The organism is Microbacterium sp. B19 (assembly GCF_000333395.1).
Lineage (GTDB): Bacteria > Actinomycetota > Actinomycetes > Actinomycetales > Microbacteriaceae > Microbacterium.
Genome location: NZ_BADA01000350.1, coordinates 15,733 through 29,583 on the forward strand (window position 1 = coordinate 15,733; position 13,851 = coordinate 29,583).

Below are 13,851 nucleotides of genomic sequence, written 5' to 3' on the forward strand. Positions count from 1 at the left end.
GTGAAGAACGGGGATGCCTCGACGTCGAGGAGCGACCCGGAGGACCCCGAGGAAGGCGGGCGTAGAATCTTTCCGTGCTGCTCTGCGTGAGCGCGAGTCACAAGACCGCGTCCTTCGACCTCCTCGAGCGGCTCAGCGTACCCACCACCCCCGTCGCCCCCCTGATCGCCGCGCACGACGAATGCGTGCAGGGAGCGGTCGTCGTGGCCACCTGCAACCGCTTCGAGGCCTACGTCGACATGGACGAGCCCGTCACGGCCGCCGTCGCCGTGGGCGTGGAGGCCACGCTGAGCGCCATCGAGGCGGCCACCGGCGTGCCCGCGAGCGAGCTCGAGGGCTCCTACACCGTGCTGGGCGGCGGCGACGTCGCCGAGCACCTGTTCTCGGTGGCATCCGGTCTCGAATCCGTCGTCGTCGGCGAGGGCGAGATCGCCGGCCAGGTGCGCCGCGCGCTCACCGAATCGCGTCAGCTCGGCACCACGTCGGGCGAACTGGAGCGTCTGTTCCAGCGCGCGTCCGAGGCGCAGCGCGGCGTGAAGAACGCCACCGCCATCGGCCGCGCCGGGCGCTCGCTCGTGCGCCTCGGCCTCGAGCTCGCCGACAGCCGCATCGCCGACTGGTCCACGCAGCGCGTGCTGCTCGTCGGCACGGGCGCGTACGCCGCGGCGACCGTCGCGGCACTCCGCGACCAGGGCGCCGAGAACATCTCCGTCTACTCCCCCTCGGGCCGCGCCGCGAAGTTCGCCACCAAGCACGGGCTGCGCGCCGTCTCGGCCGAGACGTTCCCCGCCGCCGTCGCGCACGCCGACCTCGTGATCACGTGCACGACGAGCGAGAACCACGTCGTGAGCGCCGCGACCTTCGCCGCCGGACGCACCGCCGCCGAAGCGACCGCCCCGGCCTCGGCCGGCTGCCCCGTCGACCACACCGGCCGCCGCCTCGTCATCGACCTCGGCCTGCCGCGCAACGTCGACCCCGACGTCGCCACCGTCCCCGGCGTCGACCTGCTCGACCTCGAGACCATCCGCCTCCACGCTCCCCTCGAGGAGCTTCAGGCGACGGATGCCGCGCGCGACCTCGTCCGCGATGCCGCACGCCGCTTCGCCTCCGTGGGCGAGCGCAAGAACATCACGCCCGCCGTCGTGGCGCTCCGCGCGCACGTCTTCGGCGTCCTGGACACCGAGGTCGCCCGGGTCCGCGCCCGCGGCGACGAGGGCGGACAGACCGAGGCGGCGCTGCGGCACCTCGTCGGCGTCCTGCTCCACACCCCCACGACCCGCGCGCACGAGCTGGCCGAATCCGGCCGCGGCGACGAGTACGTGACCGCGCTGTCCGCGCTGTTCGGCATCGAGGTGCCGCCGGAGGCGCCCGCCGCGCGCGTCGCCGACGCCGGCTGAGCGCTGCGGCTTTTCCGCTGCGGCTTCGCGTTACTGCTTCGCGTTGCTGCTTCGCGCCGCTGCTTCGCGTTGCGGCTTCGCGCCGCGGCACGCGGTGACCAGCGGAGGACTCTCGGCGAGCGGAGGACTGAAACCCCGGCATCCACCCTCCCCTCCCCGAATCTCCTCCGCTCATCACCAGGCAGCACGCGGACCGCTGGCCCCGCGCCACTGCGCGCGATAACCAGCGGAGGACTTGGGCCGAGCGGAGGACCGAAACCCCGGCATCCACCCTCCCCTCCCCGAATCCCCTCCGCTCATCACCAGGCAGCACGCGGACCGCTGGCCCCGCGCCACTGCGCGCGGTGACCAACGGAGGACTTGGGCCGAGCGGAGGACCGAAACCCCGGCATCCACCCTCCCCTCCCCGAATCCCCTCCGCCCATCACCGGGGCGGCGCGCAGGCCGCTCCTCCCGCCGCGGCGCGCGGTGACCAACGGAGGACTTGGGGCGAGCGGAGGACCACAACCCCGGCATCCGTCCTCCCCTCCCCGAATCTCCTCCGCCCGTCACCAGGACCGACACGCGGTGCCCAGCGGAGGACTTGCGACGAGCGGAGGACCAAAACCCCGGCATCCGCCCTCCCCCCACCGAATCCCCTCCGCTCACCACCGCGCACCGCCGCCGCCGCTCTCCCCGCCCCCGCCCCGCGAACCACCCGGCGGACCCGGCAGGATGTACGCATGAGCACTCCCGCATCCGAGGTGTACCGCGTCGCCGGTGAGGACCGCCGCCGCAACGGCCTGCGGTGGGTCGCCACGGTCGCGATGGGACTGCTCGATGCGGGCTCGGACGCGCCGTCGACAAGCGAGGTCGTGATCCGCCGCATCGACGGATCGGTCGTGAGACGGCTGAAGCCCGGCAGCGTCGAGGATTTCGAGCGCCAACTCAGCGAGATCACGGGCGATCTGCACGACCTGGATGCCGTGCCCTTCGCCGAGAAGTGGATCGCCGCTCGCGCGTGACCCGCGGGAGAATGGCGGCATGAGCCTGCACATCACCGACGACCCGGCCGCCGACGAGCTGCTGTCGACGAACCCCCTCGCGCTGCTGATCGGCATGCTGCTCGACCAGCAGGTGGCGATGGAGACGGCGTTCGCGGGGCCGCTCAAGATCCAGGAGCGGATCGGATCGGTGGATGCCACGACCCTGGCGCACGAGGATCCCGAGGCGTTCGCCGCGGCGTTCTCGCAGTCGCCCGCGGTGCACCGGTTCCCTGGTTCGATGGCCGCGCGGGTGCAGTCGCTGTGCACCGCGATCGAGCAGGACTGGGGCGGGGATGCCGCGCAGCTGTGGACCCGCGACGACCCGGACGGCGTGACCGTGCTGAAGCGGCTCAAGGCGCTGCCCGGCTTCGGCGAGCAGAAGGCCAAGATCTTCCTGGCGCTGCTGGGCAAGCAGTACGGGTATGACGGCTCAGGGTGGCGTGAAGCCTCGTCTCCGTACGGCGAAGACGGCTCGTTCCGGTCGGTCGCCGACATCACCAGCCCGGAGTCGCTCACGAAGGTCCGAGAGTACAAGCGCGCCGCGAAGGCAGCGGCGAGAGCGGGCAGCTGACCCCTCCTACACCATGGGGGAGAAAAAGGAGAGTTCTCTCATCTTCGTTCCGCGACGCGTGCCCCGTGGTTAGGGTTTCAGGGTTCGTTGCAGGTTGATTCGCGATCGAAGGGTGGGCTCTCGTGAAGTTCGCAATGGGTTCCGACACTCTGGGTGTGCTGGGTAAGGCCACCTCGGGTTCGAGTGATGAGCTGTCGCTGCTGGTCCGCCAGCTGCTGGAGGCGGCCGAGCCGCTCGAGGGACAGTTCCAGGGCGCGGGTCGTGCCGCGTTCGACCGTTTCAAGTCGCGCACCGACGCGATCTCGGCCGAGTTGAAGCTCGCCCTCGACGGCGTGCTCGGCGGCATCTCCGGCATGGACCGCTCCTTCCAGGAGGGCGAGTCGTCCATGGTCGACCAGACCACGAGCCTCGAAGCCGGATCGTCGTTCGACGCCGCGCGCTTCGGCAGCCGTTGAGAATCGGAAAGGACTGACTCATGGTGAACCAAGGAGACCGCCGCGATTACTCGATCGCGGCCTCGCAGAACGCTCAGGACAACTTCAACCGCGTCGCTTCGCAGCTCGAGTCGCTGATCGACCAGCGCGACCGCGACGTCCAGGCCGCGATGTCCGACTACTCCGCCGACGGGGTGTCCGAGGACTACCGCGGCAAGGAACTCCGCTGGAAGAACGCCGCCGCCGAGGTGCGCGGCATCATCCAGACGCTCCGTTCGTCGCTCGAGCGCAACGATGAGTCCGCCCAGACCGCGCTGAGCAAGGCTCGCGCGGCGGTGGAGTCGATCGGCTGACGATTCGCCGCTGAACGCCGGGTGCCTCGCGCGCCCGGCGTCGGTGGTGGCCGCGCGCGGGGCCGCGCGGATGAGGACATGAAGGGGTTCCGGCGATGACCAGTTGGAGCATTCAGCCATCCGGCGTCGTAGCCGTGCTGAAGGACGTCAACGTGGATGCCGAGGCACTCGGCACGGCGCTGCAGTCCCTCGGTCCGGCGCTCGAGGGGGCCGTGACCGCAACCCAGTCGGGCGCGATCTCCGAGGCGGTGCAGAGCTACTTCCAGCAGGAGGAGAGCCCTCGCATCCAGGGGATGAGCGCCCGCATCGGCGCGGCGGCGCAGGGCGTCGTCTCCGCCACCGAGGCCTACGTCGCGGGCGACATGGAGATGGCGGCGAACGCGCAGTCCGCGGCCGTCGCCGCCGTGTACCCGCCCACTCTTCCGCACGGGGTGATGTGATGCCGGATCCGATCGACTACACCGCAATTCCGGGCGAGAAGATCGACCCGGATGCCATCGAGACCAACGCCGCAACGGTGAGCACGATCTCCGGCCAGGTGTCGGAGCACGGCTCCAACGTGCAGTTCAAGTGGCAGGGCATGGCGGGGGTATACGAGGCCCCCGAGTCCCCGACCCTGCTGGGGCTGATGGCCCCTGTGAGTTCGCAGGCCACGCAGGTCAGCGACAACCTCGCCGAGGTCTCCGCGGCGCTGACCGCGTTCGCCGCGGACGTGCGTCCGATCAAGGCCGAACTCGACTCCCTGCGCGCGCAGGCGAAGACGTTCGTCGACTCGATCCAGGGCGGCGTCCGCGTGCAGGAGATCAACCCGGCGTGGACGGCCGCGCAGTCCCCGTACGGCGGGGCGACGGCGACACCGACCTATCAGGGTTCGTGGGGCTCCTCGACGACGTCGTCGACGAGCACGGCGATGCCCGACAAGTACCGCACGGTCACGAAGGAGTGGCACGAGGTCCAGGAGTACGTGGACCGCAACAACGAGTTGCTGTCCGCGGTGAACGCCCAGCAGGTGAAGCTGTGGGAGGCCGAACGGGCGTGCGCGAACCGCATCCGCGCGCTCTACGGCGCCCAGCCGCTGCACGCCGCGACCTCCGAAGACGATGCGCTGGGCTACGGCCTGTCGGAGATCCCCGAGGGCACCGAGATGCCGTGGGGCGCCGAGGTCGAGCGCACCGAGGGCTGCGGAGAAGCCACCGCGAAGTTCGTCTTCAAGGACTTCCTCTGGGAGGGCATCGCCGTCGGCGGCGTCTGGGGCACGATCACGGGTCTCGGCACGCTGGTGCTCGGATACAACCCCGAGACGGGCGACTTCTTCTCCGGCGACGCGTACGGAGCAGCGTGGGGCAACCTCGGCATGCTCCTGTTCGCCGGAGCCGCGAACACGGGCGTGCTCGCGCCGATCTTCCAGTCCGACACGCTCATGCAGTCGATGGGCATGGGCGGCTTCCTCCCGCAAGAGGTGCGCGACTTCAAGAAGCAGGCCGACGAGGCCGCAGTCAACACCGGCAAGGCGCTGATCGCCTGGGACAAGTGGCAGGACGACCCCGGCACTGCGCTCGGCGAGTCGGTCTTCAACGTCGGCACGGCGTTGATCCCGGTCGGCGGCGCGGCGGTGGCCGGTGTGAAGACCGCGTCGACCGCGGCATCCGTCGTCTCCAAGATCGCGAAGGTGGCCGACTTCGTCGATCCCGCCGCCTTCGCCATGAACGGCGCGATGAAGCTCGGCGGGGCCGGGCTGAAGGGTCTCGACGGCATCATCGGACGCCTCGGCACGGATGCCACCGGCGGTTTCCACCTCAACACTCCCGACATGCCCTTCGTCGCCGACGACGCGAGCTCGGCGCTGCGCGCTCTCGACGACGCCGGTGTCGACCTCAACAGCGTCACGGCGCGTGTCGAGGACGGCATCCCGGTCTACGAATTCCCGCCGACGGATGCCATCCCGTCCGGCCGCATCGAGATGCCCGCCGGGTCGTTCGACGGCGTGGGCGGCGGCGACGTGCCCGTGCGCACCGACGGCGGAGCGGATGCCGGTGTGGCGGCGCCCGTACGCGAGCCCGAGCTCGTCTCGGCCGGCGGCGTTCGCGGCGAGACGGGCCCCGGTCCAGTGAACTCGATCGTCGAGGATGCCCCCGTCCGCACGGAGACCGGCGGCGCGGGTGAGTCGACGGTCGTGCGCGAGCCCTCGACCGAGACCGGCGGCGGCAGCAGCCACGCCGGCGGCGAGAGCGGCGGCCACGGTGGCTCCGACACCGGGAGCGGCGGTGGCCTGGGCCGTGGCGAGGACGCGGGCAACGGCGGCGGGGGACTCGGCCGCGGGGACGACGCCGGCGGTGACGGTCGCGGCGATGACGGCGCGGGTCGCGGCGACGAGGGTGCGCACGCAGGTCGTGCCGACGACGGCTCGACGCACGGCGACCACACGGACGTCTCGCAGGATGTGCACCGTGGCGATGACACCATGACCGATGGAACCGCGACGCCGGGGGATGGCGAGGCCGCGCCAGGCGTGCACGCCGACACCGATGGAGCAGTTCCGTCTCCGGCCGACACCGACGTGGCGTGGCGGAGCGCGGAGGATCCTCAGCTCACGCTTTCCTCAGACCAGAAGGCGTTCGTCGACCAGTACCTCACCGGATCCCGGGGAGCCGAGCCGCGGCTGACAGGCATCATGCAGGATCTCCGTTCCACGTTCCCCGAGGCCAGGCTGGAGGGACTGGAGTATCGACTCAAGGGCGACGAGTCGCTCTATCGCAAAGTTGCGACCGAACTCGCGGACTTCGCTCCTGGTGTGCCCATGGAGAAGGTTCTCGGGACGATCAAGGACAGCGTTCGCTACACGGTCGTGGTTCCCGACAGCAGCTATGGTTCGGCCGTCCCCCGCATGCTTCACGACCTGCAGTCAGACGGTCTCGTTCCCTACGGGAAGCTGAAAAATTCCTGGGGCGCGGACGGTTACCAGGGCATCAACAGCACATGGTTCGATCCGGTAGGAAACCGAAAGATCGAGGTGCAGTTCCACACCGATGCCAGCTTCGACGCGAAGATGGACTCGCACGTGGAGTACGAGGCCGCCCGGCTTCCCGGAACCGACGACGCCACGCGCGCCGAGCTCGAATCCGCGATGAACGAGCGCTTCGCGGCCGTGCCGCACCCCGTCGGAGCCGATGCGATCAGTTGGCCGGACATCATGCCGGGCACAGGTTTCGTCGATGTCACCGCTCACGTCCCGGCTGAAGCGTTCCCGGCCGATATCTCGCGAACCCCATTGGACGATTCGCTCATCGACCACTCGATCGTCCAAGAGTTCCAACCTTCCTCGCCCTCGGACGGGGCAGTCTTCTGGTCGGGTCGAGTCACCGTCGGCGAAGACTTCGTGTCTTCCATGGATGGCGCTCGCGTCGTCGCATCGTCGTACGAACGGTCCACGCTCGAGCAGATGCTTGAGCACCAGGGTCTGGCGGATGCGATGCCTTCCGACTGGTCGCTGCCGTCGACCACGGAGACGTGGCGCGCCGTGTCATCCGCCATTGCGGAGAATGCGCGGGGACACGTGTTCGCTTACATCGGTGACGTTCGGCCGGGGTCCGTGTGGAACCTATATGAATTCCCGCGCCTGATCGAGAATGAAGCAGTGACCAGGATCACCGTCATCGACGCACAAACCGGAAGGCCTCTCCATGTCTACGAACGATGACTCGCTCTTGTCAGCGGCGGTAACCGCATTGCTCGGCTGGCCGACAGCCAAGATGCCCCTCGCCGACGAGAACGCCGTCGCCGACCTCGCGAGGACCCACTCGGTTGACCCGGACGCTCTGCTCGCCGGCGTGTATGACGCAATCGCGGCATCCGACGATCTGACCATCTCGGATCTCAGCACCTACTCCGACGGAGGGGCCTCCACATACAAAAGTCGGCTGGCGGCGGCCCGACCCAACCTATCGTCTGCTGCGATTGACGCTCTCGCCTCTCGTTGGTTCTTTCGTCTCCGGTGGTTGGGGATCGAATCAGGCATCGACGCCCCCCGGTACTTCGTGCGTTATGGCGGTGAAGGCGCCACCCCTATTCCCGTCGCTCTCTACCGACGGCGCACGGCCGAAGGAGCCATCGTCGACGAGGTCCTCAAGGACGTCGGTGAGTGGCGGCCAGACACTCGGCGTCAGATCCACAACTTCTTCGCGTTCTCGCTCGAATCAGACCTCGAAGAGGTCACAGCCGCTGCGGCGGCAGAGTTCGAGGAGATGGTGCGCGCACGCGAGTACGTTCCCTTCAGGTCGACCGCGGCGCCCCGGTGAGAAGTGGGGGCTTCCCGGAGCGCTCTCGGCACGGTTTCGTCCGACTTGCGACCCCCACTCCTCCACGGCACGAGGACTTGCCTGATGCATGAGAAGTGACGACGATCCGCTGGAGCACGTGCGGAGCTACCAGGTGGCGAAGGAACCCGACATGACAGAGCCTCGCCCCGAGAACGACCTCGAAGTCACCATGAGGTTGGTGCGGTCCGGCGAGCTGCCGTCTGAGCGGCTGGGACCGGCTCTCGTGGAAGCCGAGTTGGCCGTTCTCGTCGACGGAACGCCCGATCCGACGGCGATCGAGCCCCTCGTCGTACACCGCGACGAGGCGAACTTCCTCGCCGTGTTCACCGCGACGGAGCAGGTCCCGGCAGAATTCGGTGAGGGCCGCAGCGCCCTGCTCCTGCCGGGCCGCCTCCTCATCAGCGGCGCTGCCCCCGAGGTCGGTCTGGTCGTGAACCCGGGGTCGGCGGGAGCGATGGAGATCCCACCGTCGGCTCTTGCTGCTCTCCGCCAGGCATCCGCGGCACCGTCCACGCGCTACTTCATCCGCGAGCAGATGGTGGACGGCCAGGTCGTCCCGGTCTCGGTGTTCCGCCGCCGCTCCACTCCGGAGGGGCCGGTCGACGAGCGTCTCCTCGACGTCGACTCGTGGGCCGACGACCGGCACGGAACGGTCGACAAGGCCATCCGTTTCCCCCTGGATGCCGACATCGAGGAGATCTCCCCCGAGGCCGCTCAGGACGTCTTCGACATGGTCGCCCGCCGCACCTACGTTCCGCTGCAGCGCCGCTGACCAGCCCTCCCACATCGTCGCGAAACGAGGTTCACATGATCGATGCAGAGTCCGCGCGGGAGATCGTGCGCGACGCCCTCCGACACGCGGAGGACGGCAGCGGCGTGCGCTGCGTCCTCGTGGGAGAGACGCTCGACTACGGCGCGTGGTGGGTGCAGGGGTATCAGTCCGAAGCATTCGCCGTTCATGGCGATGCCTTCCAGGCGCTGGCCGGCAACGGCCCCTACGTGATCCCGAAGAACGGCGACGCCGTTTTCACGCTGTCGAGCGCAGAACCCGTCGATGAGCAGATGGCTCGCCTCGCCGCAGCCGGCTAGGTCATGAGGCGGGCGCTGATGCGGGCGAGCGATTCGTCGACGACGTGGCTGAATCGGATGGCCTGGCGTTTGCCCGCGATCGCAGCGCTCCGGCCGTTCCACCGGACCCAGTACGCGGCCCCCTCCTCGCTGATGACGACGCCGGGATCAGGCTGGGCGCGGAAACCGTCATCAAATCCCTGCTCGAGCCGCCAGAGGACCCCGAAGCGCATCAGGAGGAAACGATTCGCGTCCTCCTCCGTTTCGAGGAACGCCTCCGTCGTTCGAGTGCCGCGATTTTCGATGTCCACGTGCCAGGCAGAATCGGCGACTCGGCGCACCGCGAACGCGGCCTCCGGGTTCCACCACCCGCGTGTGGCATCAGCGGGGCGCAGAGGGCTGGAGAATCCGGCCCGCTGCGCCCACATCTCGAGGATCTCGTCATCGGCCATTGATCCATCATCCCGGCAGCCGCGGAGCGTCCTCGTCGTGGTGCGACCCACGGTGCGGGCCGTATCGGAGAGAAGATTGGACATGGACGAAAGCGGGAACCGCGATTTGGCAGCCGCCGATCTGCTCGTCGGCGGAGAGAACGCATGACGCCCGACAACCGCCCGGCGCCACCGCTCTCCGCACGAGAAGCGGAGCAGATCGCCCTTCGACTTCTCGCCCGATCGACCGAGGATGACGGCATCCCGCGGGTTATTCTCGGCTCGCCGGTCGAAGCAGGGCCGAATTGGGTCTTTTTCTTCCAGGGCCGCGGTTACGTGGAGCGCGGTGATCTCGCGGAGATGCTGGTGGGCAACATGCCGATCGTCGTCCCCCGCGATGGCGGCGCACCGTATTCGCTCAGCTCCCAAGAGGACACCGATGTTCAGATACAGAGGATGGTCCACGATGCAGATCGGTGAGTTCCGCAGAATCGTGGATGCAGAAGATGCGGTGGACGCCCTCCGTCTCCTTCGGGACCTCGAGGAGTATCGACCCGGATGACGAACGTGCCCGTCAGCCAGACGCTGCTCGAGTACCGCGGCGAGCGGTACCCGCTCCACTCCGGAGGAGACGGCTACGTCCGCCTCCAGACGGACGGCGCACCGTCGCACCAGAACTTCCCCGATGCGATCGAATTCAATGACGATCCTCACGATCCGTGGGTAAAGCTCCCGCGCACTGCACTTTCCGCGCGCTACGCGCAGAAAGTGACCGCCAGGTGGCACGGCGTTCCGGTCATCGTCGGCGAACGCGTCAGGCGCGGCCTCAGCCGTGGAATGGTGATGATCCGGTACGAAGGGGTCGAGCCTGCCACCGCGATCGCGGCGGGACTCAGGGGTAACCAGAACGACGGATGGTCGGCACTGGTGTCGCCGTACGAGCTCGAGAGGGTGCGCGTGAAAACGACGAGACTTCCCCTGGTGCGGGAATGATGGAGCAGCCGTCGATTCCGGAGAACGTGACGGGTGGTTTCATCGCTCGCAGTTCCGGAACCTGGGTCCAAACGTCTGAAGGCTGGTTCGCCTCGACATGGGCGATAGCTGAGGGCGGGCCCATTCAGGACCTCTTCGTCTACGACCACGAGGGGATGGACTCCCGCCAGGTACCTCTGGCAACGGTTATCAGCGCCGAAGACGTCGCGTCGGAGGCCCTCTACAACGGGCATTGGATTCCGCTCGTATCGATGTGGAACGACGACTCGATAAGGATTCACGCACCGATCGCCTCGTCCGAGACCGGCTATTGCGCGGTCCTCTACGTCTACTCCAGCCCGGAATGGGAGGCGTTGGTCTCCCTGCCTCACGCCGAGCTGCACGACCAGCGAGGAGGAAACGGTGGCGTCTCGTTCCGCGTCCCGCTGACCGAAATCGAGGACTATCGAGAGACCGTCACGCCGATCTTCGGTGCCTCGATGGCATCCGAGCGGACCATTCCGCTTTCGAAAAATCTCAGCGCCGTGGACGAGCTGGCCCGCCTGGCGCCGAGCGCCATCAGCGTGGCGCGCACCGATACCGCGGTCGTCGTACAGGCCGGCGAGCTGACTTTTCGGGTCACCCTGATGGGGCGTGCATGGCGCGTGCGGAAGTCGGGGCGATCGGACGACCGCGGAGTGGCGTTCGAGGCGACCGACGAGACAGACATCGCGCGATTCCTGATCGCGATGTTCGCGAACGACATCCGGCGCGCGCGTGGGCTCGCGCCCCGGCAGAGAGCGGTGACGCTGTCGGACGATGGACTCGCTGAACCCGCAGCCTCATTCATGCTTTCCGGGAGTCCCGATGCCGGATTCGTGCTGACGGACACATACCGGCAGATCCGCTGGCGCTTTGCGAGCGACCTGGATGCGGCCCGATTCAGTTGGATCGCGCCGCTGGCGTGGACGGATATCCGCGCCGAGTTCGGCTGGAGCGAGGAGGCCCCGTGACCCCTGAAGAAGCGCTCGCGACGATCCGCGCCGAGGGCCTCGGCAGGTACCGCTGGTTCGAGGACGCGACGAACGATGCGGACATCGTGGCGATCCAGCGCACGGAGTCCGGGTGGGTGGTCTTCGCGACGGACGAGCGCGGCACCTCGCAGGGGCGCCGTGAGTTCGCGGAAGAGGAGCCGGCGCTGGAGAACTTCCTGTCGCGGCTCCGCTCGATCAACAGCGTCGCCGCGTGGCGCGAAAAGGTTCGCCGGGAGAACGCGCCCCGCTACTTCGTCCGCGAGCTCCGCGTCGACGGTCGGCTGGTCCCCGCGCGGTTGTTCCGGCGGCGCGAGACCGACCACGGACCGGTGGACGAGTTCCTCGTGGACGTCGACACCTGGGCCCCGGACACGCGCGGCGTCCTGGATCGTGGCATCCGCTTTCCCCTGGATTCCGACCTCGAGGAGATCTCGGATGCCGCCGCGCGAGAGATCTTCGCGATGGTCGCGCGGCGCGAATACCTCCCGCTGACCCGGCGCTGAACGGCAGATTCTGCCGTCCCGCGGGTTATCCACGCAAGGGATGGCCGATCTCGGCGGCGCGGAAGCGTCCCGCATAGGGTGGAAGGTCGGAAGCAGGGGGAGGCCCGATGACGAGCACGCACGATCCGTTGCGCTTGGCCGACGTCGACCCGCTCGTGTTCACCGAGCGTGCGGGCGCGGGGCAGGTCGTCGGGGCCGTCGCGCTGGATGTCGTCATGCCCGTGGCGCTGCTGGCGGCCGGGGTGATCGTCATCGTCGCCGGTCAACCCGCCCTCGGCTGGCTGTTCCTCCTCGCCGCGATCGCGCTGCTCGCCGTCGCCGTGCGGCTGCTCGGACGCACCGGCCGCACCCTCGGCGCCGCCACCGTGGACGCACGTATCGTGCGCCGCACGACCGGTGCGGCTGCGGGCGCGACGGCGCTCGGCGCCCTGCTCACCGGCAAGCTCGGTATGTTCGACCTCCGCCGGGGCCGCGACCCGTTCGCCCCGGCGATCGCGGCGTTCGAGTTCCCGGACGCCACCCCGACCGCCGCCCCGAGCCGTGCCCGGCGCGGCATGGTCCCGACGCTGCTGCTCGACTCGGGCGAGCGCCTCACGCTCGACACCGCGCTCGTCCTGGGCCGCGACCCCTCGGCCCCGGCCGACGCCCCCGCCGAGGTGTACCGGTGGGCGGACATGTCGCGCACGCTGTCGAAGTCGCACGTCCGCCTGGAGTGGGACGGCCGCCAGGTCTGGGTCACCGACCTGGGTTCGACGAACGGCACGTTCGTCCGCGGGTCCGGCGCGTCGACTCCGCTCCTGCCTCACCAGCGCACGCCTGTGCCGACCGATGTCGTCCTCGAGATCGGTGACCGCACTCTGACCGTTCGGGATGCCGCATGACCACCGTCGCCCACCCTCTTCTCGATGCCGCCGGCCCCGGTTGGGCGGGAACCGAGACGCGCGCGCCGATCGTCGCCCTCACGACCGCGATGAGCGACTTCCTGCACAAGACCGCGAGCGAGGGCCTGCGCCCGATCATCGTCACGGGCGAGTTCTCGCGCATGACGCAGCCGCTGGCGCAGGTGCTGTCGGCCGTCCAGGGGCACTGGGTCGTGCGGACCCGCACCGACGGGTTCTATGACGCGCGCACGGGCGTGCGGATCGACGCGCCTGCCGACGCGCTGAACCCGGTCGCGCCGACCACGGACAACGTCCATCCCCTCTTCGTCCGGGCGCAGGTGGCATCCACTCTCCAGGTCGTGGCGACGGTGTCGACGCGGCACCGCGTGACCCGCCCGGTGCGGCTCGGGGGCGTGGCCGAGGCGGCGGTCGCGCTGTTCACCGGGGCGGAACCGGCCGCGTGGGGCGCGGTCGAGCCCCTGCTCGCGCCGTGGGACCGCGACGATCTCACCGAGCGGTCGCGGCGGCGCATCCCGCTCGACAGCCACTGGGTCGCCGTCGGCGGCGGCGACCGTGCGGTCCTGTCGACCGTGCAGGTCGGCCGCACGAGCGAGGGTCTGGAGGAGACGACGCGCGTGTGGGCGGCGGTTCCGGGCGTCGGCCGCGAGAGCGGTGCGACCGCGACCGCGGAGGCGCGCGAGCTCCTCGCCCGCGCCGCGACCGTGGGCCTGCCGCTCGCGGCGAGGTCGTCGGCGCCGCCGAGGAGCCAGACGAAGATGCGCGCGTCGGGCCCGGTCATCTCGCGCACGGCGCGGCCGGTCTCGACGTCGAACGCGCCGATCCACGTGACGCCCTCGGCCGTGGCC

General features: G+C 69.3%; 17 protein-coding genes. 16 read left to right on the forward strand and 1 reads right to left on the reverse strand.

The features are described from left to right. Positions 1-74 precede the first annotated feature (74 nt). The 10 genes from I5G_RS12450 to I5G_RS22270 all read left to right on the forward strand — a co-directional run bounded on the left by I5G_RS12450 (position 75) and on the right by I5G_RS22270 (position 9,185). Complete coding sequence (locus tag I5G_RS12450) at positions 75-1,397, forward strand: glutamyl-tRNA reductase (protein ID WP_022879351.1); 1,323 nt, start codon at positions 75-77, stop codon at positions 1,395-1,397. 722 nt (positions 1,398-2,119) lie between these two features. Continuing rightward, entirely contained in the window at positions 2,120-2,401 is a 282-nt protein-coding gene (locus tag I5G_RS12455; RefSeq protein ID WP_022879352.1) for a hypothetical protein, read from the forward strand. A 19-nt stretch (positions 2,402-2,420) separates the two neighbouring features. After that, entirely contained in the window at positions 2,421-2,993 is a 573-nt protein-coding gene (locus I5G_RS12460; RefSeq protein WP_022879353.1) for an HhH-GPD-type base excision DNA repair protein, read from the forward strand. 122 nt (positions 2,994-3,115) lie between these two features. Further along, entirely contained in the window at positions 3,116-3,448 is a 333-nt protein-coding gene (locus tag I5G_RS12465; RefSeq protein ID WP_022879354.1) for a hypothetical protein, read from the forward strand. Positions 3,449-3,468: 20 nt separating this feature from the next. Further along, positions 3,469-3,780 (forward strand): pore-forming ESAT-6 family protein, encoded by a 312-nt coding sequence (locus I5G_RS12470; RefSeq protein ID WP_022879355.1) that lies wholly within the window; start codon positions 3,469-3,471, stop codon positions 3,778-3,780. A 95-nt stretch (positions 3,781-3,875) separates the two neighbouring features. Further along, on the forward strand, positions 3,876-4,220 hold the full coding sequence (locus I5G_RS12475) for a DUF6507 family protein (protein WP_022879356.1): 345 nt from the start codon (positions 3,876-3,878) through the stop codon (positions 4,218-4,220). Beyond that, complete coding sequence (locus I5G_RS12480) at positions 4,220-7,477, forward strand: hypothetical protein (protein WP_022879357.1); 3,258 nt, start codon at positions 4,220-4,222, stop codon at positions 7,475-7,477. The genes I5G_RS12475 and I5G_RS12480 overlap by 1 nt, the downstream gene beginning before the upstream one ends. Further along, complete coding sequence (locus tag I5G_RS12485; protein WP_148286488.1) at positions 7,461-8,075, forward strand: hypothetical protein; 615 nt, start codon at positions 7,461-7,463, stop codon at positions 8,073-8,075. The genes I5G_RS12480 and I5G_RS12485 overlap by 17 nt, the downstream gene beginning before the upstream one ends. Positions 8,076-8,226: 151 nt before the next feature. Further along, positions 8,227-8,868 (forward strand): SseB family protein, encoded by a 642-nt coding sequence (locus I5G_RS12490; protein WP_187288838.1) that lies wholly within the window; start codon positions 8,227-8,229, stop codon positions 8,866-8,868. Between the two features lie 35 nt (positions 8,869-8,903). Further along, positions 8,904-9,185, forward strand: coding sequence for a YrhB domain-containing protein (locus tag I5G_RS22270; protein WP_022879360.1), 282 nt, complete (start codon positions 8,904-8,906; stop codon positions 9,183-9,185). On the opposite strand, the gene I5G_RS12500 is transcribed toward I5G_RS22270, so the two are convergent. Then, positions 9,182-9,616: a hypothetical protein gene (locus I5G_RS12500; RefSeq protein WP_022879361.1), complete on the reverse strand. Its 435-nt coding sequence runs from the start codon at positions 9,614-9,616 to the stop codon at positions 9,182-9,184. The two genes, I5G_RS22270 and I5G_RS12500, sit on opposite strands and share 4 nt — an antisense overlap. Positions 9,617-9,760: 144 nt before the next feature. On the opposite strand from I5G_RS12500, the gene I5G_RS22275 reads away from it, so the two are divergent. From I5G_RS22275 to I5G_RS25890, 6 genes are all read left to right on the forward strand, one after another. Beyond that, complete coding sequence (locus I5G_RS22275; RefSeq protein WP_022879362.1) at positions 9,761-10,075, forward strand: YrhB domain-containing protein; 315 nt, start codon at positions 9,761-9,763, stop codon at positions 10,073-10,075. Between the two features lie 78 nt (positions 10,076-10,153). Next, positions 10,154-10,588: a hypothetical protein gene (locus tag I5G_RS12510; RefSeq protein ID WP_022879363.1), complete on the forward strand. Its 435-nt coding sequence runs from the start codon at positions 10,154-10,156 to the stop codon at positions 10,586-10,588. Beyond that, positions 10,585-11,580 (forward strand): hypothetical protein, encoded by a 996-nt coding sequence (locus tag I5G_RS12515; RefSeq protein ID WP_022879364.1) that lies wholly within the window; start codon positions 10,585-10,587, stop codon positions 11,578-11,580. Before I5G_RS12510 ends, I5G_RS12515 begins: the two co-directional genes overlap by 4 nt. After that, positions 11,577-12,104, forward strand: coding sequence for an Imm59 family immunity protein (locus tag I5G_RS22280; RefSeq protein ID WP_022879365.1), 528 nt, complete (start codon positions 11,577-11,579; stop codon positions 12,102-12,104). The genes I5G_RS12515 and I5G_RS22280 overlap by 4 nt, the downstream gene beginning before the upstream one ends. A 107-nt stretch (positions 12,105-12,211) precedes the next feature. Next, positions 12,212-12,985 (forward strand): FHA domain-containing protein, encoded by a 774-nt coding sequence (locus tag I5G_RS12530; protein WP_022879366.1) that lies wholly within the window; start codon positions 12,212-12,214, stop codon positions 12,983-12,985. Beyond that, a partial coding sequence (locus tag I5G_RS25890) for a DUF6177 family protein (protein WP_022879367.1) occupies positions 12,982-13,851 on the forward strand: 870 nt, incomplete at its 3' end. The genes I5G_RS12530 and I5G_RS25890, both read left to right, overlap by 4 nt.

Bases quoted from the DNA above. Each gene is read 5' to 3' on its own strand.
- I5G_RS22270 (WP_022879360.1), top strand. From the start codon at position 8,904: ATGATCGATGCAGAGTCCGCGCGGGAGATCGTGCGCGACGCCCTCCGA.
- I5G_RS12510 (WP_022879363.1), top strand. From the start codon at position 10,154: ATGACGAACGTGCCCGTCAGCCAGACGCTGCTCGAGTACCGCGGCGAG.
- I5G_RS12515 (WP_022879364.1), top strand. From the start codon at position 10,585: ATGATGGAGCAGCCGTCGATTCCGGAGAACGTGACGGGTGGTTTCATC.
- I5G_RS12470 (WP_022879355.1), top strand. From the start codon at position 3,469: ATGGTGAACCAAGGAGACCGCCGCGATTACTCGATCGCGGCCTCGCAG.
- I5G_RS12460 (WP_022879353.1), top strand. From the start codon at position 2,421: ATGAGCCTGCACATCACCGACGACCCGGCCGCCGACGAGCTGCTGTCG.
- I5G_RS12485 (WP_148286488.1), top strand. From the start codon at position 7,461: ATGTCTACGAACGATGACTCGCTCTTGTCAGCGGCGGTAACCGCATTG.
- I5G_RS12490 (WP_187288838.1), top strand. From the start codon at position 8,227: ATGACAGAGCCTCGCCCCGAGAACGACCTCGAAGTCACCATGAGGTTG.
- I5G_RS22275 (WP_022879362.1), top strand. From the start codon at position 9,761: ATGACGCCCGACAACCGCCCGGCGCCACCGCTCTCCGCACGAGAAGCG.
- I5G_RS12530 (WP_022879366.1), top strand. From the start codon at position 12,212: ATGACGAGCACGCACGATCCGTTGCGCTTGGCCGACGTCGACCCGCTC.
- I5G_RS12455 (WP_022879352.1), top strand. From the start codon at position 2,120: ATGAGCACTCCCGCATCCGAGGTGTACCGCGTCGCCGGTGAGGACCGC.
- I5G_RS12480 (WP_022879357.1), top strand. From the start codon at position 4,220: ATGCCGGATCCGATCGACTACACCGCAATTCCGGGCGAGAAGATCGAC.
- I5G_RS12500 (WP_022879361.1), bottom strand. From the start codon at position 9,616: ATGGCCGATGACGAGATCCTCGAGATGTGGGCGCAGCGGGCCGGATTC.
- I5G_RS12475 (WP_022879356.1), top strand. From the start codon at position 3,876: ATGACCAGTTGGAGCATTCAGCCATCCGGCGTCGTAGCCGTGCTGAAG.